Genomic DNA, 24,706 nt, shown 5'->3' on the forward strand with positions numbered 1-24,706 from the left:
GCCGCTTAGCCCGCGATTATGAGACCCTCCCCGCCAGCTCCCAAGCCATGATCCACATCGCCTCGATCAACAACCTCACCAAACGCATAACAGACGAGACCACCCCAACCTGGCGAGGCACCTACTAGAACATAAGCCGCAATCTACTCAAATCAAACGCCCTCTCACGGCGTCGCCCCCTGTCCGGTGAGGCACTGCTGCACGATCGGGCCGAGGCAGGCCACCAGTTCATCGGTGGACGCGGAGGCGATCGGCTCGAGTCGTACGATGTAACGCGCTACTGAGAGGCCCAGGATCTGGACGTTCACCATGCCGGCCCGTAGCGCGCGGTCGCGATCAGGTTGGCGGCGGCGTCGACGTCGTCGACGCCGCCGCGTCGGATGAGGGGGCATGACAGGGCTCCTCTTATCAGGCTGGTAGTAGTGCCAGGTCCAGCACGGCCCACTCTGCTCGGTGGTCGCTAGCCCGGTTACCCTCCTCGCTGTCGTCCACCCGATAGGAGGTGACAGCCGGCGCGAGGTCGGGGCTGACGAGAATGTGATCGATGCGGGCGCCCTGGCGGTTGTCGACGTCGGGCTGGACGGTGGGCGTCATGTTGTTCAGCAGGCAGCCCACGTTGACCCAGCCAGCCTCGACCAGCGCTGCCGGTGCGCCGGCCGGAGATCCACTGGGCGGATGCGTCCGCTGCCTCTGCCGCTCCTCATCCAGCTCATGATCGGGCCGATGGCGGGGCACATGCTGCCGCGTCCGGCGCTGACGGCCGCGCCGGGGGACATCCTGCCCCCGGTCGAGGTGGTGGCCGCGACGTTCGCCGAAGCGTTCATCCGCGCCACCACCCACCCTGACCACGCACGTGAGACCGGCACACTAAGGGGCCATTGAGTGAGGCTCCTCAGTGTCCCGCCGTCGGCAGGCCGGTCAGCTCCAGGCGGCGGTCGGTCCGCAACTGGATCTCGCCGTACGGCTCATGTTCGAGTGGAAGAGCGGAGTCAGGCCGCGCCGGTCAGCGTCGATGAGCACGTCCTGCCACTCCGCCAGGACGATGGCTGACCTTTATGCATCACTGAGGCACCCACCGAACCATTCCTCGTCGGCGAACGTCTTGGAGTTATGTCGCTCGACTTTCCTGTGGGCCCGCGGCGGCGGGAGTTCCTTGCCCTGGCCCTGCTCGCCATATCCGCGTCCGCTTGCGGCGGATCGGAGGACACCGTACTGATGGCTCAAGGGGTCAGCCGGGAGGTGCCGGTGGACCCTCCCCTCGCCGAGGTGGTGCGCGGACTGACCGCCTTCGGTCACAGCGTGTACGCAGCGGCGGTCGAGCCGGGCAAGAACATGGTGCTCTCCCCGCTCAGCATCGCCTACGCGCTCGGCATGGCGAGGGCTGGAGCGGCCGGGGCCACCGCGGCGGCGCTGGGCAAGGCGTGCGGCTTCCCCGCGGCGGGGCCGCACACCGCATTCAACGCCCTTACGAGGAAGATCGTCACGGTTGCGGGCGTGCCGCCGGAGCCCACCTCAGGAGGCGAGAGGGACGCCCAGAACAGCGAGCCCGCCGACCCCGTGGTCGGCATCGCCAACGGGCTGTTCGCGCAGCAGGGCTTGTCGGTCAAGCAGCCGTTCCTGCGCACCCTGGCCGCGCAGTACGGCACGGGCGTGCGTACCGTCGACTTCCGTGAGAACGCCACCGCCGTCATCGACGCCTGGGTCGAGGAGCAGACCGCGGGGCGCATCAAGAAGCTGTTCGACCAACTGGACGAGGCGACACGGTTGGTCATCGCGAACGCCGTCTACCTCAAGGCGGACTGGGAGCATTCGTTCGCCGAGGGTCCCCACGAGGAGAACGCCGCGTTCACGCGCGAGGACGGCTCCACGGTGCGCACGAAGCTGATGCGGCAGACGGGGGAGTTCCGGTACGTCTCAAGGGCGGGCTGGCAGGCTGTCGAGCTGCCGTACGCGAAGAGCGACCTGGCGATGTGGGTGCTGCTGCCCGCGCGGGGCGGCTCGCCGGGGGAGCTGATGAAGCCCGGCAGGCTGGCCCAGGTGGCCGCGGGCCTGAAGCCGACGGCGGTCACGGTCAGCCTGCCGGGCTGGGACTTCGCCACCGACCTCGACCTGGAGGAGCCGCTGCGCGCGCTCGGGCTGGGCGTACTGTTCGACGGCGCCGACTTCTCCGGCATCGCGGACGACCTTTTCCTCGGCCAGGCAGTGCACCGGGCCAACATCTCGGTGGACGAATGGGGCACCGAGGCCGCAGCGGTAACAGGGCTGGCGTTCCCGACGTCCGGCCTGGCGGGCACGGTGACCGGGTTCCGCGCTGACCACGCCTTCGCCTTCGCCATCATGCACCGTTCGACGTCCACCCCTTTGTTCATCGGTCACGTCAGCGACCCCACCGCTTCCGCGTGACACGCTCTCGTCCCATTCGGGGACACCTCATGACCACGCCGACGCGTACCTGACGGACCTGCGCCTCCCCGCCCCGGCACCCCCTGCCGCCCCGCGACCACGTCGTGACGTAGCACCGCGGCGACACCATGGGCAGCCGGGTGAACCGGCATCGGATCGCGAACTCGCAGGAGGAGCGGCAGGCGGTCTCCGGTCCGGACCGGGCCAGGGTCCGGGAATTGGAGCGGGAGAACGCCGAGCTGCGCGAGAAGTTGATCTTCCTGAAAAGGGCGGCGCGCCGCGGCGAGCACTGCTCGGCCGAGCTGGTTCGCGCCCTGATGCGCGAGCAGGGCTTGGTCCCGGCCCAGGTCCTGGCGTTCCGGCCGGCCACCACCGCGCGGGGCGACTATCGTGGCATCCCCGACCTGGTGGGCCCGCGACTTCACCGCCGCCTGGCCGGGCATCAAGCTGGTCGGCGACATCACCTACATCCCTGTGCGGGGTCCGTTACAAGATCGCGACAACGACTAGAAGCAGGCCAGGATCCTCCCGCCGAGCGTCAGCTTTCTGTCCGGCGTGCCATCAACTTCTGTTCCCGCGGTTCCGTACAAGCTGGTAGCGGCCTTGGGATTGGGCCTTCCGCTAACACCAGACGACGCTGTCGAGAAAGGCCTCAATGGCCGTCGTCACCTGACCGAGCACCTCGGCGGATCTGTGCAGCGGCCCGGCACCTTCATGCCATGATCGGCGCCGGCGACCTCAAGGACGTGCGGCGTCGACTCCCGCGCCAACGCACCATCCCAGAAGTCGTCCGCGGTGCCGCCGACGAGCGTCCTCGTCGTTCGTCTTGCTCTGCGGATGAAGGCGAGGAGGCCGGAGTTGGCGCTGGCTGTGGTGAAGGATCTGCGGGTGGCGCGTGCCCCGGCCACTGCGGACGAGCTGGCAGCGTTCGAAACCGACGTGTTGGCCGGGTTCGTGCTCGCCCGTGCGGCCGCCGGACTGTCGGACACGACGATCAGCTCTGATGGGATCAGGACAGCGACGTAGACCTGCGGGCCCGGGCGGCCGCGGCAACCAGCAGGGCCACGTCCTACCACAGGACATTCGCGAAGCTGAGGCTGACCGCGGTTACACGCTTGCCGGGCTTTCGGAGTCGTAGTCGTCGTTGCCGTGGTCGGCAAGCGCATCGAGGAGCTGCAGGTTGCCTCCGAGCCGACGCAGTCGAGTAGGTCACGGTGTGGGATATCGTCAACTGCGTGTTTGTATCGCCTGGTCAAGAGGTCACGCATCGCTTCCTCGCCGGGCGCTTCCTGTCGTCTGTGGAGCTTCCATCGGCTGGCAACTGCAGCGGTCAGCATGTAGATGCGCATGTCGATGAGGTCGTCTGCGAACGCTGACAGCGGCATTTCCGGGGATTCTGCAGTCTCGGGTTTGGAGGCGCTCGAGGCCGCGCACGAGGCGGTCTCAGCCCATCACGGCAACAATTACCTGCCGCTGCTGGACCAGCACTATCGCTCGCACCGCTCAACGTTGTTCACCCTGGTGGAGTCGATCGACCTGGAGTCGGCCAACGCCGAGCGCAGCGTTCTGGACGCAGTGGAGTACGTGACGGCCCAGAGCCGCCCCCGACAATCGGCCACTTTGAGCGGGAGCTCATCCGCCGTTACGGGCCAGCAGGGCGAGCCGCATGGCTTTGACCGCTCCGCTCTGAAAGCCCTGACGCCGCTCGACCAGCACCACGGGAATCGAGGAGGAGGCGGCGGCGACGTCCAGGACGCGTAGCCAGCCCGCGTTCAGTTCCCGCTCGACGGCGCTGCGCGGCACCATGGCCAGCCCGAACCCCGCTTCCACCAGGCTGATCTGAGCGGTCAGGCTGTCGATCGGCACGATCTCGGTCGTGTCGGCCGCTTCCTGCCCCAGCAGTGCGCGAAGGGCGTTGGCATAGGGTTCGCGCGTCTCACCGGTGCGTGGCGGAAAGGTGATCCAGGGATGTGCCGCCAGTTCGTCGCGGGTCGGGTGCCGTGAGGCGGCCAGTGGGTGCTCGGGTGCGGCGATGGGCACCAATTCCTCGTCGTAGGTCCGCGTGGAGAGCAGGTCGGGATGGTTGTCGTCGTCGTACCGCAGCCCCAGTGCGACCTCGCCGCGGCGAACTAGGTCGCTGACGCCGTCGCTGGTCGCTGTGCGGATCCGCAGCCGCACGCCCGGGTGTGCGCGCTGGTAGTCACGCAGGCGCCTGGTCAGGCCCGTTCCGGCTAGCGTGCCGACGAAGGCGAGAGCCAGTTCTCCGGTGTGTCCGTGGTGCAGTTCGCGGACCGCGTCGAGGCTGTCGCGCATCAGGGTGACGAGCGTCTCGGCGTACGGCAGGAACGCCCGCCCGCCCTCGCTGAGCATCACGCCCCGGCCGACCCGTTCGAAGAGCGGGGCGCCCAGTTCCTGTTCGAGCAGGCGGATTCGGCGGCTGATCGCGGGCTGGGAGACGTGCAGCGCCTCGGAGGCCCGGGTGAATCCGCCCTGCCGGGCGATGGCCAGGAAGGCCGTGATTTGATCCACTTCCATACACATCAATTTAACTGATGATATGCCTTAAATAGATGCATTGGACACATATTGCCTGCTCTTCCTATGTTGACCGTGTGCCGAAGATACTCAGCATCCGCGATCTGTTCCTCCTGGACCCCGCGATCACCCATCTGAACCATGGAGCCTTCGGCGCCTGCCCTCGACCGGTTTTCGAGATATATCAGGCCTGGCAGCGCGAACTCGAACGCTCGCCCAGCCTGATGTTTGACACGCGGCTGGCCGACAGCCTCGCCCATGTCCGTATCCTGCTCGGCGCCTACCTCGGCGCCCAGGCCGACGATCTCGCCCTGGTGCTCAACGCCACTGTGGCGATGAGTACGGTGCTGCGATCCCTGCGCCTGTCACCCGGCGACGACATTCTCACGACCGAACACGAGTACGGAGCCGTGGACAAGGCCCTGGACTTCATCGCCGCGCGAAGCGGCGCGCGGATCGTGCGGGCCCCGGGCACTTGCGCGTCTGAGATCTGGTCTCACGCCTCCGAACGCACCAAGGCTCTCGTCTTGAGTCACATCACCTCGCCCACGGCGCTGCTGATGCCGGTGGAGGAGCTGTGCCGCCTGTCCCGCCGGGCCGGCGTCTTGTCCGTCGTCGACGGCGCCCACGCGCCCGGCCATCTCGCTCTCGACCTGGACGCCGTCGGCGCCGACGTCTACATCGGCAACTGCCACAAGTGGCTGTGCGCCCCCAAGGCCGCGGCCTTTATGCAGGTGCGTCCCGAGATCCAGCCCACCCTGGAGCCGCTCGCCCCGGGCTGGGGGACCGGCGAGGACGATCCGCCCTACGAGCCGAGCCAGGACTGGCGCAGCGCCCGCGACCCGTCCGCGTACCTCTCCATCCCTGCCGCCATCTCGTTCGTCAGCGTCCACGCCCGCCACCTCGAATGCCGGGACCTGCTGCTCACCGGCCGCGGCCTCATGGCCGCGGCCGGGTTCGAGCCGTTCGCCGAGCCGCAACCCCTCCAGATGGCGTATTTCCGCGTCCCCGCATGCGACGCGGCGGCCACCACGGCCCGGCTGCGTGCCGAATTCGCCATCGACGCACCTGTCCGCATGTGGAAGAAGCAGTCGTTGATCCGGGTGTCAGTCGCGCCCTACAACGACCTGCACGACATCGAGCGCCTTGTCCGAGCCCTGACCACGATCTTCGCACCCCCCGGGAAAGCACTGTGAAACTACGCCGCGACGTCCGGCTCGTCGGACTCCTGTTCACCTCAGTCGGTGCCATCATCGGCTCAGGATGGCTCTTCGGCGCCCAGAGCGCCGCCAACACCGCCGGCCCCGCCTCCATCCTGTCCTGGATCATCGGCGGTTTCATGATCATGACCATCGCCCTGGTCTATGCGGAACTGGGCACCATGTTGCCCCTCTCTGGAGGAGTGACCCGCTTCCCGCACTACGCGTTCGGATCCTTCGCCAGTTACGGCTTCGGCTGGATTCTCTGGATCACGTGTGGATCGGCGGCCGCCATCGAAGTCGAAGCGGCCATTCAGTACAGCTCCGTGCACTTCACCTTCCTCATGCACGAGGTGGACGGTGTGGCGGTCCTCACCTTCCCCACCGGGTTCGCGGTCGCCGTCGTGCTCATGGCCCTGCTCACTGTCGTCAACCTCTACGGCGTCAAATGGTTCGCCCGCGCCAACAACCTGCTCGTCTGGTGGAAGATCGCCGTCATCGTGGCCGTCATCGTGGCGTTCGCCTTCACCGCCTTCCACAGCGCCAACTTCACCCTGCCGGCGGCCGGGGGCTTTGCTCCTTTCGGGATCGAGGGCATTCTGTCCGCCATCGCCACCTCAGGCGTTGTCTTCTCCTATCTCGGTTTCAGGCAGGGCATCGAACTCGCCGGGGAGACCGACAACCCCCGCCGCAACGTCCCCATCGCCGTCGTCGGATCGGTGCTCCTGACCGGAGCCCTGTACATCCTGCTGCAGATCGTCTTCATCGGCGCTCTGTCACCGGAGTCCCTCGCGGGCGGCTGGGGAGACATCGCGCTCGCCTCCGGCTCCGCCACCGGCATCTTCGGCCCTCTGGCCGCCCTGGCCACCATCCTCGGGCTCAACTGGCTCGCCGTGGTCCTCTACGTCGACGCCGTCGTCTCACCCGCCGACAGCGGTCTGATCTACACGGTCAGCACGTCTCGCGTCATGTACGCGATGGGGCGCAACAAGAACGCGCCTTCCGGGCTCGCCCGTCTCGACAAGCGTGGCACCCCGTACATCAGCCTCATCCTGACCTTTTTCGTCGGGGTCGTCTTCTTCCTTCCGTTCCCCGGCTGGCAGTCGCTCGTCGGGTTCGTCACGGCCGCGACGGTCCTGTCCCTGGGCTCCGGCGCGCTGGCCCTGGCCGCCCTGCGGCGCTCTCTGCCCGAGCACCCCCGGCCTTTCAAGCTCCCGGGCAAGGATGTCATCCCCTTCCTCGCCTTCTTCTCCTCGAACCTGATCATTTTCTGGACCGGCTGGGAGACGTACTGGAAGCTGTGCGTCGCGGTCCTTCTCGGCTACGTCGTCTTCTTCGCCACCCAGCCCTTCATCAAGGACGGTCCCGCCATGGAACTGCGCGCGTCGTCGTGGTTCCTTCCCTGGCTCGGCGGCCTGGCCCTGATCAGCTTTATGGAAGAGAGCCTCGGCTTCGCGTGGGGATCCGTGGCCATCGGGGTCTGGAGCCTCATCGTCTACGGATGGGCCGTCCGGACCAGACTCTCCGACGGCAAGGTGTCCGAACTGCTCGACTCGGGATTCGTCGGAGAGGAGGAGACCCTGGAGCCCGTGCCCGCCGCGACCGCCCAGCACTGACACACCGCCTCCAAAAGGGAGATCATCGCTATGGATCTGTTCGACCGCATGGAACAGCACGCCACCGAGCAGGTCGCCATCGGCGCCGACCCCGCCAGCGGGCTCCGCTCGATCATCGTCATCGACGACACCACCCTCGGCCCGGCCCTGGGCGGAGTACGTATGTGGCCGTACGCCGACGAAGATCAGGCCATCGCCGACGGCCTGCGCCTGGCGCAGGCCATGACGCTCAAGGCCGCGGCCGCCGGGCTCAACCTCGGCGGCGGCGCGAGCCTCATCATCGCGGACCCCGCGCACGACAAGAGCGAGGCCCTGCTGCGCGCCCATGGCCGGTACATCGCCACGCTCGGCGGACGGTTCATCCCGGTCAACGACGTCGGCACCACCCAGGCCGACATCGAGGTCATCGGCTGTGAGACCGCTCCCGTCTGCGACAGGGGCGACCCGTCCCCGTACACCGCGCTGGGGGTGCTCGAATCCATCCGCGCCGGGCTGCGGGCCACGCACGGCTCCGGCGACCTGGCCGGCGTGAAGGTCGCGATCCAGGGGACGGGAAACGTCGGCTCCCACCTGGTCCGCCTGCTGCGCGCCGAGTCGGCCGAGACGATCGTCGCGGACCTGGTCGCCGAGCGGGCGCACGAGGTCGCCGACCGGTACGGAGCGAAAATGGTGCCCGCAGGAGAGATCATCTCCTCCGACTGCGACGTGCTGGCGCCGTGCGCGCTGGGAGAGGTGGTGACGGAAAAGACGCTCCCGCGGCTGCGGTGCCGAGTTATCGCCGGGGGCGCCAACAACGTCCTCGCCGCTCCCGCCCTGGCCGGCGCCCTGGCCCGTGACGGCATCCGGTACGCCCCGGACTTCCTCGCCAGCGCCGGTGGGCTGATCTACCTGGAGGAACAACTCCTCGGTCACGATGACCAGCGGGCGACGGCCAGGGTCCGGCGCGTGGGGAACATTGTCGCGGAGGTCTTCGAACGGGCCAGGCGCGAGGAGATCACAACGGTCGAGGCGGCTACGGCCCTGGCACTGGCCCGGCTCGCGGCCCGCCGCAGCCACCCGCCCTACCTCGGCCGCGGCCTACACGGAATGGGTTAGGTCAGTCAACGGCGCGGCGACAGTACTCGCGCAGCCGCGCGATCATCTCCGACGCGGTCGTCTCGCGCACCACCGGCCCCGACTCGGCGCTCTGCCCTGCCTGGTCATCGGGCTGCGCAGGCTGTTCCTGCTGGGTCATCGGGGTGTCCAGCGCCGCCCGCAGCGCCAACTCGGCCTGCAGCGCGGCCTTGCGCAACTTGGGCAGCGACATCAGCAGATCGAACAGCAGCAGCGCGTCATCGACCGACACACCCTCCAGATGCCGCAACGTCGCGACCCGCCGGCTCCCCTTCAACTGCCCGATCTTCGGCGCCTTCGCCGACATCCCGTAGGCGGCCAGCTCCGTCAGCTTCACCGGAGCGACCCCGCCCACATCCACCGCGCCCACACTGAACGCCCACACCGCCACCGACCGGTTCAACGCCTCCTTCGTCCCCGCCCCGGACATCAGCGCCACCGTTGTGCGCATCCACTCCAACGGCGACACCTTCTTGCCCGCCGGTACGACCAGGGTCTCGAGCAGTTCCCGCCGTATCTCCACCGGCGTCTGCTCCACCAGATGGGTGTTGACCGCAGCCAGCTGCTCCGCCTCCGCGTCCGCGAACTCCCGCAACCCCAGCAGCTCGCGGATCTCCCTCGCGTGCTCATGCTGGGTCGGCAGCCGCTCCGCGTAGTGCTTGATACACGAAGGGTCCGCCACCCCGAGGGTCGGCCAGGAACGTGCCGAGCATCCGCGCCGTCCCCCACTGCAGACCCCAGCCGAGCCGGTTGTGCGGGCCGCGCTTTTTCGCCACCTCAGCCAACGCGTCCGCATCCAGGTAGAAGAACCGCCGATAGCGGGCCCTCTGCTCCTCGGACAAGTACTGAAAGGACATAGATCGCGACGGTATGAGATCGATGACCGTCTACCAGCCGGTACACCCAAACCGAGATCAACTCGTCCGCGACGCTCGGCCCGCAACCCCCCTGACCTGCGGCGGAGGCTTATCGTTCAATTCCGGCCGGATAGTCCCTAGACCCCGGGTGAGACGGCGCGTCATCTGAGTGATCGCCGACCAGATGATCACAATTTCGCTGTTCTGGGGAAGCCGTTCGTCTGCGCGGATGTTGCGGCGGGCGCGCAGCACCCACTCGGGCTGGCTCATCCTCCACCGCCGACTGGTCCGCGACTATGAGACGTGGCCAGAGCACGCCGCGGCCGTGATCCGCCTGGCGTCCATCGACGACCTCTCCCGACGCATAACGGGCGAATCAACCTCAACCTGGCGATACACCTAACCGGCAATCAATCACAAACTTCGCACTTCAGGCGCCCTCTTAGATTTCGAGCAAAAGGTCTTTGCAACAGGCCCGGCCTCGGGGGGCGTCTTGTAGGTGTGGAGTTCGAGAATTTCGTCCGGGCGCGCGGGTCCGCCCTACTCAGATACGGCCACTTGCTGACCGGCAACGCCGACGACGCCGCCGACCTGGTACAGGAGGCACTGCTCAAGCTGAGCGACAGCTGGCGCAGAGTCCGCAACAAGGACGATCCAGAATCGTACGTACGGACGATCATGGCCCGGCAGCACATCAGCTGGTGGCGCAGGCGGCGCAGGGAGCACCTGACGGACGACGTACCAGAAGGCTCCTACACCGACAGCCACTCCTACGGCGAGCTGTGGAAGGAACTGGCCACGCTGCCGCGCAAGCAGCGTGCCGTCCTGGTGCTGCGCTACTACGAGGACCTGTCGGATCAGGACATAGCCAAAATCCTGGGGATCTCCCGGGGAACCGTGCGCAGCCAGGCGTTCCGGGCGCTCAACACGCTGCGGATCAAGCCGGCGATACTTGAAAGGGGACGATCGTGAGGACAGAGAACGAGTTGACCGACGCGTTGCGGTCGGCGGCGGAGTGGGCTCCACAAGAGTGCGACCTGCTGGCGGCCCTCGCGGTGCGCAGGCATCGCAGGCACCGGCGGCGCACGCAGGTGCTCGCGGCCGGGGCCGTGGTGGCGATACTGGGTGTGGGCGCGGTGGGAATCAGGGGCTTCTCCTCCGGCGGGGGCCACGCCGCCGTGTCGGCGGCGACGCCCACGAACATGACGGTCATCACCACGATGCCCCCGAACGTGGCGCTCTCCCCGCCCGCGCGCTCGAAGGTCGTGGACGCCGACAAGCTCTGGCCCGGCGCGGTCTTCACGATGCCCGCCAAGAACGCCGACGGCTGGCACTATCGCCCGATCACCAGCCTCAGCGCGACGGAGGTGCTGCTCAGCGCCGAGTCGTCGTTCGAGAAGGCCGGGGCGTTCGAGGTGTACGACTCGGCGACGGGCAAGTCGCGCGTGGTCACCACGGTGCCGCGGACGCCGGGGCTCGACAAGTACATCCCGCAGACCGCCACCACCGATGGCCAGAGCCTCGCCTGGTTCGCGTACGGCGAAAAGGATGGCGCGGCCGTGCGCGAGATCTGGACGGTCCCGCTGGCGGGTGGCGAGCCCAGGCTGCTCGGCACGTTCACCGGGAAGCACGCGCAGATCGACGCGATCGGCGTCGACGGCGACCACGTCTACTGGTCCGAGCTCTCCGGCGGCGTCTGGAGCATCCCCCTCGCGGGCGGCGAGGCGGCGCGCGTGCCCGACAGCGACGGGCTGCACCTGATGAAATGGCCGTACGCCGTGGACGCGGCCGACGGCCCGAAGGAGCACGACCGCAACCAGACCAAGCTCGTGGACCTGGCGCGGGGCGCGCAGACCAAGATCAACGTGCCCGCGTCGGCGCGGGGCCTGCGGTGCGGGCCCTCCTGGTGCGTCGGGCGTAACGGGCAAGGCCCGTTGTACCAAGGCTCGTTCGTACAGTACCTCGACGGCACGAACACGATCGCCCTCGACGGCCTCAGCGACGTCTCGACACTGATCCAGTTCCCGATCCTCGACCGGTTCCTGTTCGACGGGAGCACCGTCTACGACGCCGCCACCGGCGAGGTGGCCGCCATCGGCAAGGGCAGCGGCATGTTCGGCGTGGGCACCTCCTCCGAGCCCAGCACGATCATCTACTGGGACGGCGAACCCGGCACGTTCACGGTGCTGAACTTGGCAGCCGTCCCGCCCGCGCAATAGCGTTCGGGACCACGCGGACCTTCGCGAATGTTCAGGAGCTCAAGACGGCCGTCGGCGAGAAGTTCGGCCCTACGGAGTGGCGGAGGGTCACTCAGGACCAGGTCAACCCTCTTCACCGATGCCACCAATGATCATCAGGTGGATCCACCTGGACGCGGAGCGGGCCAAGGAAGGGCCGTTCGGCCGCACGATCGCCCACGGCTGTCTGAGCTTGTCGTCGCTGCCATCGTTCATGTTCGAGATGGTCGAGGTGGGCGGCATCGCGATGGCGTCGACCACGGCCTGAACAAGGTCCGCTTCTCCAGGCCCGTGCCTCTCGGCGCGCGCATCAGGGCCGTGGGCGAGCTCACCGACGTCAAGGGCACGCCGGCCGGTCGGCTACCTGTCCAACCTGAAGATGACGATCGAGATCGAGGGCGAGAAGCGGCCTGGCCAGTACGAGCCAGGTGTCCCTGAGCAGGCATTTGCTTCGGGACAACCCGGTTCGCCGCGCCCTCCAGTACCTCGCGAACCCCGGTTGCGGTCACCTGTTTCGACTCCTGTCATGGGAACCTCACCGCCAGGAAGGAGCGCCGTCGCGGGTCAGGCGGCGGGCCATGACGGCCGTCATCGCCCGATACACCCGTGATTCGGAGCTGGCAGGCAGGTGTTCGTCGTCGCGGGGTCGGGCGCCGGTGCAGCATCAAGGTGCCATAGGTCTGCTCGGCGATCCATCGTTTCGGCTGGGGGACGAACCCGTGGTCGGCGGGGGTTGCGTGCGACGACCTCCACGTCGATCCCGAGGCGGGCACCGTGATCGACGACCGTGTTCTTGAACCCCTGGTCGACCAAGGCTTTGGTCACCGTGCCGGGCGTCTGGGCGGTGACTCGGTCAGTTGGCTGATCCCGAAGGTGCTGTCGTGCGTGGCGGGGACCCCGGCTGCGGCGTGGACGCTCTGGGTGTCCAGCACGACCAGGCTCGGATCGGCTGATCGTCCCTTCTTCTCCCGCACGTGCCGGCACAGCAGGTCGTGGATCTTCTGGGTGGTGCCGTCGTCGCGCCACTTGGCGAAGTAGTAGCAGGTCGCGTTACCGGGTGGTAGGTCGTGCGGCAGGCAGTCCCACTGGCAGCCGGTCCGGCCTTGGCAGAGCAAGGATCGCGTTGACGATCTCGCGCATCGCGTAGTTGCCCTGAACCATTCGAGGACGCCCGAAAGGAGATCGCGAGCACGTGCGTTCGCTGGCATCGCCGGGCCTCGATCGTGATTGAGAAAGGGAAAAACCGGACGTTGAAAGAAATCATCAAGAGCCTCGCCGCGCTGTTCGGCGGCTATGACGACGTTCATGACGGTGACGACGCGCATGCGCTTGACCATGACGCGGAGATGGAGGACGGGTTCGCGGACGACGACGATGAATTGGATGACAGATGACCAGGGCAGACCGTGAAAAGAGAGGAATTGACGTGTTGACATTCACACTGGCGGAGGTGAAGTCCTCGACTTACAAAGCCCGTGATGCCTGGTGGACGGTTTTCCTGGTGGATCCGCTGGCGGGGCGGCTCGTGGTACAGGTCGCCAACCGCACCTCAATCACACCCAATCAGATCACCTGGGGAGCCTTCCTGCTCGGTATCGGATCAGCCGGGTGCTATCTCATGGCAGAGTGGGCGTGGCTGGCCGCGGGGGCTCTGCTTTATCACCTGAGCTTCGTGCTCGACTGCATGGACGGCAAGATCGCCCGGCTCAAGGGCACGGGGACCATCCTCGGCGGCTGGCTGGACTATATCTTTGACCGGATCCGCGTTTTCCTCTGCACGCTCGCCCTGATGTGGGGGCAATACCAGGCCACTGGGCAGGGGCTCTTTCTGATCCTCGGCCTAACGGTCGTGTTTCTCGACATGCTTCGCTATGTCGATGCCCTTCAGGTGGCGAAGGTCCGGCGTCAGATGCGCAGCCGACTGCGAAAGGCGATGGCGGAGTCCGCGCTTGCCGACCTCTCCGCTCCCCAGTTCTCCGGCGCCACGGAAACCAAGAGCCGAACCAGCCGGCCCGCCCCCGATCTTCCCGCTCAGACGCCGACACACGTGGACGAGACCGCCGACCTGCAGCGTGAATTCCGCAACCGTTTCACGAGATACATGCACCTTCGTGACTGGCTGCGCAGGCACCGGATCCGCACTCATCTGGTCAGCGGCATCGAATTTCAGATGGCGGTGTTCATCATCGGCCCCCTGACTCACCACATCGCTCCGGTCACCATTGGCACGGCAGCGCTCCTGCTGGTCTTCGAGGGGGCGATCACGTACAAGCTCTGGTTATCGACCCGCGACCTTGCCCGCGCCCTTGGCCAGATCACCCCAGGACCGGTGGGGCAGACCGTCGCGCCACAACCGTGAGCCGCAACCTCTCGCTGTAGCGGCCCAAACTGTTCAGCGCGATGGTGGCACCGGTACCGATCAAGAGCGGTGCCTTCGACGCGGTATTCGCCGATTCAGGCTTGCGCGTCCTGAAGAGTCCGCCACCAGCCCCGACACCGCCGCCCGCAAGGAAACGGCGGCATGAACGGCGAGGACGCCACAGCCTGGTCGCTGGCCCGGCTCAACCACGCCTCCTTCCACCACTACGCCCGCCGCACCTACGACGCGCTACTCGCCCTGTTCACGCCCGACGCCCTGTATGAGGTGCATGGACGGAGCCTTCGCGGCCATGCCGAGATCCGCGACGTGCTCAACGCCCGTTCCGGACCCGAGATGACCATCCGCGACCTGGTGACCAGTGATCATGTCGGGTGACTTGTCGAGGCCGGTGACGTGCCGGGCCTGAGCGGTGAGCTTGCGCGCGAGGAGCCCGTCGCCGCAGCCGACGTCCAGGGCCTTCTCACAGCCGTCCGGTAGCGCCTCGAGGATCAGCGGATGGTAGTGGACGTTGTGGTTCCGGCACGCTGGCCACCTTGGCAGCTGCAAACTCCCGGACACAAGGACGCCCAAGGTGTCGCTATTGGCGCGACGTAGGGTTGTGGCTGTGGAGGAGATCTGGCGTCGGCTCGAGGCTTGTCATGCAACCGTTTACTTCGCACCCGAGGCCAGGTCCGTCTCCGCCGCCGCTGGTCTCAAGGGCTTTTGGATGGGTTACTTCGCTTCCCGTTCTGCCGCGCTCGGCGCCGTCCCCGCAGACGTGGTGACCGCCGTGTTCTACAACTTCGCCCCCGCGCGGGTGGCGCGTGCCATTCCCGACGCCTGGACGTACTGCCCGCCCGAAGCCGCCCTGACAGCTCGGCTCAAAGTGGTGGATCAGTCGCTGCGACATTTGCTGGGTGACCTCGTCGCCGCGCCGTCGACCGCTGAGGCCGCCGCACTCGCCCGCCGCGCGGTTGATGCGTGTCCCCGTGCGGGACGGCCGCTTTTCGCCGCGCACGCCGCCCAGCCCGTGCCCGCCGAACCGCATCTGGCGCTGTGGTGGGCGGCGACCGCGCTGCGGGAGTTGCGCGGTGATGGCCACATCGCCGCATTGCTGAACGCTGGGCTGGACGGTTGCGAGGCCAATGTGGTCTCGGTGGCGCTGGGCGCGGCCCCGCAACAGCAGCGTGACTTCCGCGGATGGACAGAGGTGGAATGGGCCGCGGCCACGGATCGGCTCCGCGACCGCGGCTGGCTCGCCGCCGACGCAACGCTCACCGCCGAGGGACGCCGTGGACGCCAAGCGGTCGAGACCGCGACCGAGCGGCTCGCCGAACCTGCGCTTGCCATCCTCGGGCCGGAGGGCATCCACCGACTCGGCGAATACCTGCGGCCCCTCGTCCAGCGGATCATCGACGCGGACGCGATCCCGTTCCCCAACGCGATGGGACTCCCACGACTCCGGCTGAACGACAGCCACTGAGCCGCGACAAGAGCGAACCTCGAGGCCAGCCCGGTAGGCCCGTGCTCTTCGGCCTGATCCTTTCCACCCTGTCGGCGCGCCAGAGCGTGCCTGTGGCATCCTGACCGGCATGCGCGATCATGATTCGGTACGGCGCAGCTACGACAGCGTGGCCGAGGAATACACCGCACGGATGCACGACGAGCTCGCCGGAAAACCACTCGACCGCGCGCTGCTCGCCTCCCTCCTGGAACAGACGGAACCAGGCGCCGGGATCGCTGATCTCGGCTGCGGCCCTGGGCATGTGGCTGCCTGGCTCGCCGAGCAGGGGGCGAGCGCGGTCGGCATCGATCTGTCGGCGGCCATGGTGGAGGCGGGCAGCCGCCGCTTCCCGCAGGTCGAGTTCCGGCAGGGTGACCTGCTGGAGCTACCCGCCAAAGACGGCGAGTTCGGCTCCGTGGTCGCCTTCTACACCATCATCCACCTCGATCCGGCCGACCTGCGCCGCGCCTTCGAGGAGGCCGCGCGCGTGCTGCGCCCCTCCGGGCTCGCCCTCTTCGCCTTCCACGCCGGTGAGGAGATCCGGCACCTGGACGAGTGGTGGGGCCATGAGGTGGACCTCGATTTCCGCTTCTTCGAACCGGCGCGCATCGCCGACCTGCTCGAAGCCGCCGGGTTCACCGTGGAGATGCGCATGGAGCGCGCCCACTACGCCCACGAGGTCGACACCCGCCGCGCCTACCTTCTGGCCCGACGTGGCACGGCTGCCTGATCTGCTCGCCGCCTACCCGTGGCTGGAGCTGCTGGGCGCCGATCAGCTCGGGCGGCTCAACCTGGAAGAACTGGCCGATCCGCACCCGGCGGCGTCGGCGCTCGGGACGACCGTGGTCGCCTACCGGCGCGGTGCCCGCCCTCGACCAGGACGGGTCTCGCTGGTGCCCGCGGCGCGGATCGACCAGGCACGGCTGGCGGCCCAACCGATAGCAGCTCCACAGCAGGGGTGCGGCGGCTGGCGACACAGCGGGCACGGTGTTCGAGTGGGGTGGACCAACAGGCGACGTTGCCCAGGTCGCTGCCACCGCACGTGTCAAGCGTGGATCGAGATCGGAAGGTTTTTGAGGATGCGGAGAGCGGTGTCGTCGCGGAAGTGGATGTCGCTCTGGGAACGGCTGAGGCGCAGTTCTGGGAAGCGCTGGATGATTGTACCGATGGCCACTTGTCCTTCCAGCCGGGCTAGTGGTGCGCCGATGCAGTGGTGGATGCCGTGTCCGAATTGGACGTGCGCGATGGCGTCGCGGTGCGGGTCAAGATTCGGGTCGTCGCCGAAGACGCGTGGATCGGCGTTGGCCGAGTCCAGGTCCAGCACCACTTTCTGGCCCTCGTGGATGAGCACCTCGCCGAGGCGGAGGTCCTTGTTGGCGTAGCGGAGGTTGACGATGCCGGGGCCGATGAAGCGCAGCAGTTCCTCGATCGCCGGTTTGATCAGGTCGGGCTGTCGTCGTAGGGCGTCGGGTTGCCTGCCGGGCCACAACATGGTGTCGGTCCAGGTGATGAAGTCGTGGCGGTCGCCGGACGGTACGCCGAGGAGCTCACAGATGACCTGGACGGGCAGAGGTACGGCGAATTCCGTGACGAGGTCGGCTTGGCCTCGTGCCGCGATGTCGTCGAGCAGGGTGTCGGTGATCTGCTGCACCCTGGGCCGCAATGCCTCGACGCGGCGCGCGGTGAATTCTCTGGCGAGCAACTGCCTTAGCCGGGTGTGTTCCGGTGGGTTGCTGCCCAGCAGCGTGTTTTTGAACAGGCCGCTCATCGGTGAGTGCAGCCCTCTGCTGATCGCGAATGCCGTCGGCGGGCTCATGTCCGGGTGCGCCAGGCAGGTGCGGACGTCGTCGTGCTGGGAGACCAGCCAGGCCTCCTCGTCGGGCAGCCATCGGGGTGGTGCGGGCCGGCCGAGTTCGCCGGTGAGGGCGTGTACGTCGATGAGGGAGATGCCGCCGCTGGGGGGTGTGGCCGGGTCGGTCATGTGGTTCCTTTCGTCGGTGCGGCGAGCGACAGGGCGCCCGAGGGGCAGTTGCGTATCGCGCGGCGGACGGTGTCCGCTTGCGCGTCTGACGGTTCGGGCCGCAGCAGGACGACCGTGCCGTCCTGCTCGTTCTGGTCGAATATCTCTGGCGAGGTGAAGGCGCACATTCCGGCGCCGATGCATCGTGTCGTGTCCGCTGCGATGCGCATCGCGTCACCAGGTGATCGGTAGCCGGTGCACGCCGTAGATGCTCATGTCCGCGCGGGTGGGGATGTCCTGCGGGTCGGCTGCGAGGCGCAGGCCGGGTAGGCGGTCGAACAGAGCCTGGTAGCCGATCCGCATCTCGATGCGGGCGAGTTGCTGGCCGAGGCACTGGTGGATGCCGTGCTCGAAGGCCACGTGGCCGGTTGCCCGGCGCGAGAGGTCCAGTGTGTCGGGGTTGTCGTAGGCCCCGGGGTCGCGGTTGGCGGCGGGTAGCGAGATCGTGACGGTCTGGCCAGCCTTGACCGTTACCCCGCCGATCTCGATGTCCTGAAGTGCGGTGCGGACCGTGCCGAGGTGCAGGATCGTGAGATATCGCAGCAGTTCCTCGACCGCGCCGTCGATGAGGGACGGTTTCGCCCGCAGGGCGGCGAGTTGCTCGGGGTGGGACAGCAGGGCGAAGGTGCCGAGGGCGAGCATGTTCGCGGTCGTCTCGTGCCCGGCGACCAGCAGCGTGAGTGCCATCGTGACGAGTTCGTCGTCGGTCAGTTCGCCGTCGCCGTTTACCAGATCGCTGAGCAGGTCGTCGGCGGGCCGGGTGCGTTTGGCGTGAACGAGGCCGGCGAGGAAGCCGCTGATCTCCTGCCTGGCGGCCAGCACCTGCTCCGGTGTGGCGTGCAGGGTGAACATCGTCTGGGTCGCCTGCTGGAAGCGTCCGCGATCGGCGTACGGCACGCCGAGCAGTTTGCAGATGACGAGCGAGGGGATGGGCAGGGCAAACGACTCTACCAGGTCCGCCGGCGGGCCCACCTGCTGCATCTGCGTCAGCACGTCATTGGTGATCTGCTCGATGCGGGGGGTGAGCAGGTTCATCCGCCGGACCGTGAACTGGCCGGTCAGCAGGCGGCGGTAGCGGGTGTGCGCGGGAGGGTCGGCCAGCATGAAGGCGCCCGGGCGGGGCGGCGGCAGCTGGAGCCCCGGCACCGGCAGGTGATGCAGGTCGGACCGCGAGCTGAAGCGAGGGTCGGCCAGGACGCGGCGGGCCAGGGCATGACCGGTCACCAGCCAGCCGACATGGCCGTCCGGGTAGGCCATCGGGGCGATCGGCGCGTTCTGGCGCAGCTCGCTCAGCTCGGGCGGGGGGTCGAGGTTCTGCGCCGGCTGCGGCTCCTCGTCCGGTCCAGCACGCGGGCCGACTTCCTGCGCTCGCAAGCCGACGCCCTACTGGCCCGCGATCTCATCGAGACCGTCACCCTGAACGGACAACGCCAGCACATCCTGGCCGTCATCGAGCACGCCACCAGGAGCATCCGCGTGCTCGGCACCACCGCACACCCAAGCGCGAACTGGGTCACCCAAGCGATAAAGAATCTGGCGATGGACCTGGAAGAGGCGGGCTGCCGGGCGCGCTATCTGATCCGAGATCGGGATGGGAAGATCCCCGCCCTCATGGACGAGATCCTCGCCGAGGCCAGCATCAAGACCGTACTCACCGGCATCCGGATGCCGCGCATGAACTCCTCGACCGCTGCCTCCTCTGGAACGAACGCCACCTGCAGCACGCCCTACGCGAGTACGAACTGTGCCACAACCAGCACCGAGCCCATCAAGCCCTGGACCAAGCCGCCCCGCTGCGTCCCGTCCCCGACCCGATCACAGACCCCGAGCGAATCACCGACCTGAACATACGCCGACGAGACCGGCTCGGCGGCATACTCCACGAGTACTCATATGCAGCTTGAACTGCATGGATGTAGTTTTCGGCAGGCGCAGCGTTCCCGAACGACCTCCCAGGTACCCTCGAAAGGGCGGCGAGCCGGTGCTGACTGATGGCGGCGCCGGGCAAGGGGGTCGTCAGAATGGCTGGCCGGTCGATCGCGGGGCGCGCCACAGGATCGTTCACGATTCCCATCCTGGTCTGATGCAGCCGGATTTCACGGGATTCCCAACGTGGTTGGGGAGGAGACCGCCCGAAGAAGGTCGCGTCCCGGGCATCGAGGCGCGACCTTTGTTCCAGTCCGGTGACTAACCCAGGTCGCGGCGGCGGAGCGCGGTCATCCCGGCGGCCGTGAGGGCGGCCGCCACCACAAGCAGCACAACCAACGGCGTCGTCGTGAACTCAGCCACCGGCAGCCCGGGGGTTTGCGCATACGGCGACACGTTCAGCAGCGAAGGATTGGCGTGCAGCAGTTCGACCGCGAACTCCAGCAGGAAACACAGGCCCAGCACCGTGTAGGTGCCAACCGCGGCGATCCTCGGCAGCAGGCCATACAGCAGCACCGCAACGGCGGCCAGCACCAGCACCGACGGTAGCCGCGTCAGGCTCGCGCCCAGCATCCGGGCGATCTCGCCGCCCGGATCTCCCGTGGACAAGCCGTAGACCAGGCCCATCCCGAGGCCGAGCCCGGCGAGCACGATCGCCGACCCGGCCGCGACGATCGCCAGGTGACCGCCTGCCCAGCGCAGCCTGCCGACCGGACCGGTCAGTATGGCGTCGGCGCGGCTGGAGTCCTCCTCCGTGTGCAGTCGCAGGACCGCCTGGATCGCGTAGATCGTGATGACCTGGCTCGTCAAGTAGATCACGAAGGCGAAGAAACCGTCGACGGGACGGCCGTCGCTTCCGAGCCGATCGATCATGCCCTGGAGGGCTTCGCTCGCGTTCAGTTGCTGGGCGGCGCTCAGCGCGGCGCCGCCCAGCCCGGCACCGAAGGCGGTGAACGCCAGGGCCCAGGCCAGCAGCGTGCCCCGCTGAAGCCGCCACGCCAGGGCGAACGAGGTGCGCAGGCCTGGCGCGGCGTCCGCGGGTCCGAGCCTGGGCGGGAGGATCCCGGCCGCCAGGTCCCGGCGTGCTGACATCCGGTAGGCGGCGGCCACCAGCACCACGAGCAGGCCGAGGACGGGCAGGAGCGGCCAGTAGTGGTCCCCAGCGAAGGGGCGCATGTGCTGGGTCCAGCCGAACGGCGACAGCCAGGCCACCCCGGGACTCTGCTCGAGGTCAGCGATCGCGCGCAGCGCGTAGAGAATGCTCATCGCCGTGGCGGTGATGCCGGCCGCCGTACGGGAGCTCTCGGTCAGCTGGGCCGCCAGGCCGGCGAGCGCGGCGAAGACACAGCCGGCGGCGCCGACGGACAGGCCCATCACCAGCGAGCCCCCCGCAGGCAGGCCTTGGCCGGTGAGCCCCAGAGCAATGACGAGGGCGGTAACCAGGTTGGCGGCGAACGCCACAATCAGCGCGGCCGTCAGCGCCGCGTGCCTGCCGACCACGGTCGAACCGAGCAGCTCGCTACGGCCCGCCTCCTCCTCCCCGCGGGTGCTGCGGATCACCAGGAAGAGGCTCGCCAGCGAGATCAGTAGGGCGGCCTGCCCGCGGACGCGCCATGCGGCGAGCCCTGCGGAGGAGGAGTCGTAGATGGGGCCGATCATCATGAGCTGCGTAGGGTCGCCGTTGGTGGTGTGGAGGAAGGCCTGGCGCGCCTCCTCTGTGGGATAGGCACCGGCCACCGAGCCGGCCACGCCGAGCACGAGCAGCGTCACGAGCCCGTACCAGACGGGCAGCCGCACCCGGTCGCGTCTCAGGATCAGCCGAATCAATCCGCCGGTGCCGGTGAGGGTGCTCATCGCTGGGCCGCCGCGTGCTTGCCGGGGAGGTCGCTCTCGTAGTGACGCAGGAACATCTCCTCCAGCGTCGGCGGCTGGCTGACCAGGCTCCGCACGCCCACCCGCACGAACTCGCGCAGCAGCGGGTCCAGCGCGTCGCCGTCGACCTGGCAGCTCAGCCGGTTGCCCTCCGCATACAGGTCGTGTACACCCGTCGTACCGGCGAGCCGGGGAACGGGGCCGTCGAGCTCGGCCGTGATCGAGGTCCGCGTGAGATGGCGCAGCTCGGCGAGCGTACCGGTCTCCACGGTACGACCGTTGCGGATGATGCTCACCCGGTCGCAGAGGGCTTCGACCTCGGCGAGGATGTGGCTGGACAGCAGCACCGTGCGCCCCTTGCGCCGCTCTTCCTGGACGCACTCCTGGAAGACCGCCTCCATCAGCGGGTCCAGGCCCGAGGTGGGCTCGTCCAGGATGAGCAACTCGGAATCCGAGGACAGCGCCGCAACCAGGGCCACCTTCTGCCGATTGCCCTTGGAGTAGGCCCGGCCCTTCTTGCGCGGGTCCAGTTCGAACGCCTCGAGCAGCTCGGCCCGGCGTTGGGGATCCAGCCCGCCGCGCATCCGGCCGAGCAGGTCGATCGCCTCGCCTCCGGACAGCGTGGGCCACAGGGTCACGTCGCCGGGCACGTACGCCAGGCGGCGGTGCAAGGTGGTCGCGTCGCGCCACGGATCGCCGTCCAGCAGCTGAGCGGTGCCCGAATCCTGACGTAGGAGGCCCAGCAGGATCCGGATGGTCGTGGACTTGCCGGCCCCGTTCGGGCCTAGGAAGCCATGCACTTCGCCGGCCCGGACCGACAAGTCCAGGCCGTCGAGTGCGCGCGTCCGTCCGAAGGTCTTGACCAGACCGGACACGGAGATCATGTTTGACATGTTTTGCACAATACATCAACTTCACGAAATTTGTGAACTGTCTGATATTCTGTGGTCTAAGGCCATCGATTGAGAGGTGTGCATGACCGATGAGGCGCGGCGGTTCCTTGAACGTTTCGCGGTGATCATGTCCGAGGTCGGCTATCCACGCATGGCGGCACGCGTGCTTGCCGCGCTCCTCGTCGCCGACGACGGGCGGCGCACCGCCGCCGAACTTGCCGACCTGCTCCAGGTGGGGCCGTCGGCGGTTTCTGGCGCGGTGAAGTACCTGATGCAAGTCGGGATGGTGATCAGGGAAAGGGATCCCAGGGAGCGGCGCGACCGTTACCGCGTCGACCAGACGGCGTGGTACAGGGCAGCGGCGTCGAGCGACGAGGTGTTCCGCCGCTTCGAGGAGGGGGCGAGCGACGGGGTGGAGGTGCTTGGCATCGACACGCCCGCGGGACGACGCATGGATGAGACCCGGCGCTTCTTCGCCTTCCTACGCCACGAAGTCCCCCAGCTCCTCCACGAGTGGAACGAACTGAACGCCGGCACCGGATCCTCATAACAAGCAGGCAAGAACAAGGCGAAGCCCGTATCGCTCGATGCTCCAGCCTCGGGCGGGATCTCGGCGACTGCGAGCTCCTGCACCGGCTGGGTGCCGCACCGCGTAGCCGGTCGGGATGGCTGAGTAGGAGACGTGCCAGGCGGCGCGCAGGTTGAGGCTGCCGTTGTAGCCGACCTTTGGTCTCTCAGAACAGCCTGAAGGGTGTCATAATTGGGGCCCAGACCCTGACTGACCTGCGTATTTCATGACTGCACTCCGGTGGTCAGCCAGCTCGCCGGTACTCGCTGATCAGCGCGCCTGCCGAAAATTCCATCCATGCACGTCAAGCAGGCTCTGCATCGCTTCCGAAGCGACTACAAGTCATCCTGGCGAGTAGACGCACATCGCCTACCGATGACTGCTCGGTGGTTGCTCGCGTGTACGCGGCACAGCCCGGCATCCATCACCACCTCCCGGCACGATGTTGGGGATGATCGCGGACAGAGTGATAGAAAACGTCATCCCGCGGCACTGAGCGGCACCAATCGAACCGACTCATAATCCGTGGGTCGTGGGTTCAAGTCCCACCCGCCCTACTCTTCAATACCGCGTTCGACCTTGGGTTTCTCGGTTTTCGCCGACCTCCGAGTTTGCTGTTGACCATGGTTGGTTGCTCGGGTCCTTGCGCCGTACTTCTTCGACCGGCGGCAGCGCCTTGGTGTCCTTGAGCTCCGACAGCAGCAGCTCGGTGTACGGTCCCTGTCGGGTGGCCGTCGTCCACGAGCCTGATGCGGCCGATGGCCGTTGTAGTGGACGGCATACTGAGAACCGACGTCCTGCGTGTCAGCCGAGAAGCTGAGTGGCGACGAGTTCGCGATGGTAATCGGGAGAGCCGAACATGGCTTGGGTGGATTGGGCACGGCGAAAATAGAGGTGGGCGTCGTGTTCCCAGGTGAAGCCGATGCCTCCGTGGATCTGGATGGTGTCCGCCGCGGCCTGGAGGTAGACCTCCGAGCACAGCGCCTTGGCCAGGCTGGCGACCGTCAGCAGCTCATCCGCCTCCTGGTCGGCCGCCTGGGTGGCGTGGTAGACCGCCGACCGGGCCCGTTCGATCGACAGCAGCATGTCGGCACACCGGTGCTTGATGGCCTGGAAGCTGCCGATCGGGCGCCCGAACTGCACACGCAGCTTGGCGTACTCGACGCTCATGTCCAGGCAGCGCTGGGCGCCGCCGACCTGCTCCGCCGCCAGGGCGATGATCGCCGACCGCAGTGCGGACTCCATCGCCGCCCGGGCCGGCCCGAGACGGCGGGCCGGCACCCCGTCGAGGGACAGGGCGGCCTGCTTGCGGGTCAGATCAATGGTCTGCAAAGGTCTGCGGGTCAGCCCGGGGGCGTCGGCGGCGACGGCGAACAGGCTCGGCCCCGACTCTTCGCTGGCCACCACCAGCAGCAGGTCGGCCGTGTGCCCGTCGAGGACGTAGGTCTTGTGGCCGGTCAGGACCCAGGTGTCCCTGTCGGGGACGGCCACGGTTCGTAGGCCGTCCACGCTCCAGCCCCGGTCGTCCTCGACCAGCGCTACCGTCGCGACGGTGGTCCCGTCGGCGATACCCGGCAGGAACTGGCCTGCCAGTAGGAGTGGAA

General features: G+C 67.7%; 26 protein-coding genes and 4 pseudogenes. 18 read left to right on the top strand and 12 right to left on the bottom strand.

Annotation, left to right across the window (positions count from 1 at the left end; all coding sequences use genetic code 11):
* Window positions 1–128, top strand: a pseudogene (locus AB0B91_RS62330) (IS5/IS1182 family transposase); the annotation flags it as partial.
* Window positions 129–164: 36 nt separating this feature from the next.
* Here AB0B91_RS62330 and AB0B91_RS62335 read toward each other — a convergent pair.
* Entirely contained in the window at window positions 165–392 is a 228-nt protein-coding gene (locus tag AB0B91_RS62335; protein ID WP_358342326.1) for a hypothetical protein, read from the bottom strand.
* A gap of 16 nt (window positions 393–408) precedes the next feature.
* The gene (locus tag AB0B91_RS62340) at window positions 409–594 is read right to left on the bottom strand and encodes a hypothetical protein (RefSeq protein WP_358342328.1); all 186 of its coding nucleotides are present in this window, start codon (window positions 592–594) and stop codon (window positions 409–411) included.
* Between the two features lie 81 nt (window positions 595–675).
* Here AB0B91_RS62340 and AB0B91_RS62345 point away from each other — a divergent pair, with 81 nt between their 5' ends.
* The 3 genes from AB0B91_RS62345 (at window position 676) to AB0B91_RS62355 (ending at window position 3,429) form a co-directional block, all read left to right on the top strand.
* The gene (locus tag AB0B91_RS62345; RefSeq protein WP_358342330.1) at window positions 676–882 is read left to right on the top strand and encodes a hypothetical protein; all 207 of its coding nucleotides are present in this window, start codon (window positions 676–678) and stop codon (window positions 880–882) included.
* Window positions 883–1,110: 228 nt separating this feature from the next.
* Window positions 1,111–2,403 carry a serpin family protein gene (locus AB0B91_RS62350; protein ID WP_358342332.1) on the top strand — a complete coding sequence of 431 codons (1,293 nt, stop codon included), beginning with the start codon at window positions 1,111–1,113 and terminating at the stop codon, window positions 2,401–2,403.
* An 858-nt stretch (window positions 2,404–3,261) separates the two neighbouring features.
* Window positions 3,262–3,429, top strand: coding sequence for a hypothetical protein (locus tag AB0B91_RS62355; protein ID WP_358342334.1), 168 nt, complete (start codon window positions 3,262–3,264; stop codon window positions 3,427–3,429).
* 606 nt (window positions 3,430–4,035) lie between these two features.
* Here AB0B91_RS62355 and AB0B91_RS62360 read toward each other — a convergent pair.
* Window positions 4,036–4,938 carry a LysR family transcriptional regulator gene (locus AB0B91_RS62360; protein WP_358342336.1) on the bottom strand — a complete coding sequence of 301 codons (903 nt, stop codon included), beginning with the start codon at window positions 4,936–4,938 and terminating at the stop codon, window positions 4,036–4,038.
* 77 nt (window positions 4,939–5,015) lie between these two features.
* Between AB0B91_RS62360 and AB0B91_RS62365 the strand changes: the two genes are divergently transcribed.
* Genes AB0B91_RS62365 through AB0B91_RS62375 form a run of 3 tightly spaced genes read left to right on the top strand, consistent with a single transcriptional unit; the run spans window position 5,016 to window position 8,848 of the window.
* Entirely contained in the window at window positions 5,016–6,134 is a 1,119-nt protein-coding gene (locus AB0B91_RS62365) for an aminotransferase class V-fold PLP-dependent enzyme (RefSeq protein WP_358342338.1), read from the top strand.
* On the top strand, window positions 6,131–7,753 hold the full coding sequence (locus tag AB0B91_RS62370) for an APC family permease (protein WP_358342340.1): 1,623 nt from the start codon (window positions 6,131–6,133) through the stop codon (window positions 7,751–7,753). Before AB0B91_RS62365 ends, AB0B91_RS62370 begins: the two co-directional genes overlap by 4 nt.
* 30 nt (window positions 7,754–7,783) lie before the next feature.
* Entirely contained in the window at window positions 7,784–8,848 is a 1,065-nt protein-coding gene (locus AB0B91_RS62375) for a Glu/Leu/Phe/Val dehydrogenase dimerization domain-containing protein (protein ID WP_358342341.1), read from the top strand.
* A 1-nt stretch (window position 8,849) separates the two neighbouring features.
* Here the strand turns inward: AB0B91_RS62375 and AB0B91_RS62380 are convergent.
* Window positions 8,850–9,723 (bottom strand): annotated as a pseudogene (locus tag AB0B91_RS62380) (DUF4158 domain-containing protein).
* Window positions 9,724–9,982: 259 nt separating this feature from the next.
* Between AB0B91_RS62380 and AB0B91_RS62385 the strand changes: the two are divergent.
* The 4 genes and pseudogenes from AB0B91_RS62385 to AB0B91_RS62400 form a co-directional block, all read left to right on the top strand.
* A pseudogene (locus AB0B91_RS62385) lies at window positions 9,983–10,126 on the top strand (IS5/IS1182 family transposase); the annotation flags it as partial.
* Between the two features lie 98 nt (window positions 10,127–10,224).
* Window positions 10,225–10,695 (top strand): SigE family RNA polymerase sigma factor, encoded by a 471-nt coding sequence (locus tag AB0B91_RS62390; RefSeq protein WP_358342343.1) that lies wholly within the window; start codon window positions 10,225–10,227, stop codon window positions 10,693–10,695.
* Complete coding sequence (locus AB0B91_RS62395) at window positions 10,692–11,942, top strand: hypothetical protein (RefSeq protein ID WP_358342344.1); 1,251 nt, start codon at window positions 10,692–10,694, stop codon at window positions 11,940–11,942. Before AB0B91_RS62390 ends, AB0B91_RS62395 begins: the two co-directional genes overlap by 4 nt.
* A gap of 127 nt (window positions 11,943–12,069) precedes the next feature.
* Entirely contained in the window at window positions 12,070–12,228 is a 159-nt protein-coding gene (locus AB0B91_RS62400) for a MaoC/PaaZ C-terminal domain-containing protein (protein ID WP_358342346.1), read from the top strand.
* 553 nt (window positions 12,229–12,781) lie between these two features.
* On the opposite strand, the gene AB0B91_RS62405 is transcribed toward AB0B91_RS62400, so the two are convergent.
* On the bottom strand, window positions 12,782–13,168 hold the full coding sequence (locus AB0B91_RS62405; RefSeq protein ID WP_358342347.1) for a transposase: 387 nt from the start codon (window positions 13,166–13,168) through the stop codon (window positions 12,782–12,784).
* A 15-nt stretch (window positions 13,169–13,183) separates the two neighbouring features.
* Between AB0B91_RS62405 and AB0B91_RS62410 the strand changes: the two genes are divergently transcribed.
* The 3 genes from AB0B91_RS62410 to AB0B91_RS62420 all read left to right on the top strand — a co-directional run bounded on the left by AB0B91_RS62410 (window position 13,184) and on the right by AB0B91_RS62420 (window position 14,715).
* Entirely contained in the window at window positions 13,184–13,354 is a 171-nt protein-coding gene (locus tag AB0B91_RS62410; RefSeq protein ID WP_358342349.1) for a hypothetical protein, read from the top strand.
* Window positions 13,351–14,319, top strand: a complete 969-nt coding sequence (locus AB0B91_RS62415) for a CDP-alcohol phosphatidyltransferase family protein (RefSeq protein ID WP_358342351.1) — start codon at window positions 13,351–13,353, stop codon at window positions 14,317–14,319. The genes AB0B91_RS62410 and AB0B91_RS62415 overlap by 4 nt, the downstream gene beginning before the upstream one ends.
* Window positions 14,320–14,481: 162 nt before the next feature.
* On the top strand, window positions 14,482–14,715 hold the full coding sequence (locus tag AB0B91_RS62420) for a nuclear transport factor 2 family protein (RefSeq protein WP_358342353.1): 234 nt from the start codon (window positions 14,482–14,484) through the stop codon (window positions 14,713–14,715).
* Between the two features lie 27 nt (window positions 14,716–14,742).
* Here AB0B91_RS62420 and AB0B91_RS62425 read toward each other — a convergent pair.
* A pseudogene (locus tag AB0B91_RS62425) lies at window positions 14,743–14,898 on the bottom strand (hypothetical protein); the annotation flags it as partial.
* Window positions 14,899–14,944: 46 nt separating this feature from the next.
* On the opposite strand from AB0B91_RS62425, the gene AB0B91_RS62430 reads away from it, so the two are divergent.
* Together AB0B91_RS62430 and AB0B91_RS62435 are read left to right on the top strand one after the other, a co-directional pair.
* Window positions 14,945–15,802, top strand: coding sequence for a hypothetical protein (locus AB0B91_RS62430; protein ID WP_358342355.1), 858 nt, complete (start codon window positions 14,945–14,947; stop codon window positions 15,800–15,802).
* A 109-nt stretch (window positions 15,803–15,911) separates the two neighbouring features.
* Window positions 15,912–16,553 (top strand): methyltransferase domain-containing protein, encoded by a 642-nt coding sequence (locus AB0B91_RS62435; RefSeq protein ID WP_358342357.1) that lies wholly within the window; start codon window positions 15,912–15,914, stop codon window positions 16,551–16,553.
* 315 nt (window positions 16,554–16,868) lie between these two features.
* Here AB0B91_RS62435 and AB0B91_RS62440 read toward each other — a convergent pair whose 3' ends face one another.
* The 3 genes from AB0B91_RS62440 to AB0B91_RS62450 are packed head-to-tail and all read right to left on the bottom strand — an operon-like array spanning window position 16,869 to window position 19,100.
* Window positions 16,869–17,804 carry a cytochrome P450 gene (locus AB0B91_RS62440; protein ID WP_358342358.1) on the bottom strand — a complete coding sequence of 312 codons (936 nt, stop codon included), beginning with the start codon at window positions 17,802–17,804 and terminating at the stop codon, window positions 16,869–16,871.
* Entirely contained in the window at window positions 17,801–18,013 is a 213-nt protein-coding gene (locus AB0B91_RS62445; RefSeq protein WP_358342359.1) for a ferredoxin, read from the bottom strand. The genes AB0B91_RS62440 and AB0B91_RS62445 overlap by 4 nt, the downstream gene beginning before the upstream one ends.
* 4 nt (window positions 18,014–18,017) lie before the next feature.
* Entirely contained in the window at window positions 18,018–19,100 is a 1,083-nt protein-coding gene (locus AB0B91_RS62450) for a cytochrome P450 (RefSeq protein WP_358342361.1), read from the bottom strand.
* Between AB0B91_RS62450 and AB0B91_RS62455 the strand changes: the two genes are divergently transcribed.
* Window positions 19,080–19,688: a hypothetical protein gene (locus AB0B91_RS62455; protein WP_358342362.1), complete on the top strand. Its 609-nt coding sequence runs from the start codon at window positions 19,080–19,082 to the stop codon at window positions 19,686–19,688. The genes AB0B91_RS62450 and AB0B91_RS62455 overlap by 21 nt on opposite strands.
* A gap of 342 nt (window positions 19,689–20,030) precedes the next feature.
* Here AB0B91_RS62455 and AB0B91_RS62460 read toward each other — a convergent pair whose 3' ends face one another.
* Entirely contained in the window at window positions 20,031–21,623 is a 1,593-nt protein-coding gene (locus tag AB0B91_RS62460; protein ID WP_358342364.1) for a hypothetical protein, read from the bottom strand.
* The gene (locus AB0B91_RS62465) at window positions 21,620–22,534 is read right to left on the bottom strand and encodes an ABC transporter ATP-binding protein (protein ID WP_358342366.1); all 915 of its coding nucleotides are present in this window, start codon (window positions 22,532–22,534) and stop codon (window positions 21,620–21,622) included. The genes AB0B91_RS62460 and AB0B91_RS62465 overlap by 4 nt, the downstream gene beginning before the upstream one ends.
* An 82-nt stretch (window positions 22,535–22,616) precedes the next feature.
* Here AB0B91_RS62465 and AB0B91_RS62470 point away from each other — a divergent pair, with 82 nt between their 5' ends.
* A complete protein-coding gene (locus AB0B91_RS62470; RefSeq protein ID WP_358342367.1) occupies window positions 22,617–23,084 on the top strand; it encodes a MarR family transcriptional regulator in 468 nt (155 codons plus the stop codon).
* 822 nt (window positions 23,085–23,906) lie between these two features.
* On the opposite strand, the gene AB0B91_RS62475 is transcribed toward AB0B91_RS62470, so the two are convergent.
* Window positions 23,907–24,695, bottom strand: a complete 789-nt coding sequence (locus AB0B91_RS62475) for an acyl-CoA dehydrogenase (protein ID WP_358342380.1) — start codon at window positions 24,693–24,695, stop codon at window positions 23,907–23,909.
* Between the last annotated feature and the right edge of the window lie 11 nt (window positions 24,696–24,706).

Source organism: Nonomuraea sp. NPDC049141 (assembly GCF_040648415.1).
Classification (GTDB): domain Bacteria; phylum Actinomycetota; class Actinomycetes; order Streptosporangiales; family Streptosporangiaceae; genus Nonomuraea.

Coding starts and splice junctions, on each gene's coding strand:
- AB0B91_RS62455 (WP_358342362.1), top strand. CDS start 19,080: ATGGCCGTCCGGGTAGGCCATCGGGGCGATCGGCGCGTTCTGGCGCAG.
- AB0B91_RS62420 (WP_358342353.1), top strand. CDS start 14,482: ATGAACGGCGAGGACGCCACAGCCTGGTCGCTGGCCCGGCTCAACCAC.
- AB0B91_RS62470 (WP_358342367.1), top strand. CDS start 22,617: ATGACCGATGAGGCGCGGCGGTTCCTTGAACGTTTCGCGGTGATCATG.
- AB0B91_RS62440 (WP_358342358.1), bottom strand. CDS start 17,804: ATGACCGACCCGGCCACACCCCCCAGCGGCGGCATCTCCCTCATCGAC.
- AB0B91_RS62350 (WP_358342332.1), top strand. CDS start 1,111: ATGTCGCTCGACTTTCCTGTGGGCCCGCGGCGGCGGGAGTTCCTTGCC.
- AB0B91_RS62405 (WP_358342347.1), bottom strand. CDS start 13,168: ATGCCAGCGAACGCACGTGCTCGCGATCTCCTTTCGGGCGTCCTCGAA.
- AB0B91_RS62360 (WP_358342336.1), bottom strand. CDS start 4,938: ATGGAAGTGGATCAAATCACGGCCTTCCTGGCCATCGCCCGGCAGGGC.
- AB0B91_RS62345 (WP_358342330.1), top strand. CDS start 676: ATGCGTCCGCTGCCTCTGCCGCTCCTCATCCAGCTCATGATCGGGCCG.
- AB0B91_RS62335 (WP_358342326.1), bottom strand. CDS start 392: ATGCCCCCTCATCCGACGCGGCGGCGTCGACGACGTCGACGCCGCCGC.
- AB0B91_RS62465 (WP_358342366.1), bottom strand. CDS start 22,534: ATGTCAAACATGATCTCCGTGTCCGGTCTGGTCAAGACCTTCGGACGG.
- AB0B91_RS62400 (WP_358342346.1), top strand. CDS start 12,070: ATGATCATCAGGTGGATCCACCTGGACGCGGAGCGGGCCAAGGAAGGG.
- AB0B91_RS62435 (WP_358342357.1), top strand. CDS start 15,912: ATGCGCGATCATGATTCGGTACGGCGCAGCTACGACAGCGTGGCCGAG.
- AB0B91_RS62375 (WP_358342341.1), top strand. CDS start 7,784: ATGGATCTGTTCGACCGCATGGAACAGCACGCCACCGAGCAGGTCGCC.
- AB0B91_RS62450 (WP_358342361.1), bottom strand. CDS start 19,100: ATGGCCTACCCGGACGGCCATGTCGGCTGGCTGGTGACCGGTCATGCC.
- AB0B91_RS62415 (WP_358342351.1), top strand. CDS start 13,351: ATGACCAGGGCAGACCGTGAAAAGAGAGGAATTGACGTGTTGACATTC.
- AB0B91_RS62340 (WP_358342328.1), bottom strand. CDS start 594: ATGACGCCCACCGTCCAGCCCGACGTCGACAACCGCCAGGGCGCCCGC.
- AB0B91_RS62445 (WP_358342359.1), bottom strand. CDS start 18,013: ATGCGCATCGCAGCGGACACGACACGATGCATCGGCGCCGGAATGTGC.
- AB0B91_RS62460 (WP_358342364.1), bottom strand. CDS start 21,623: ATGAGCACCCTCACCGGCACCGGCGGATTGATTCGGCTGATCCTGAGA.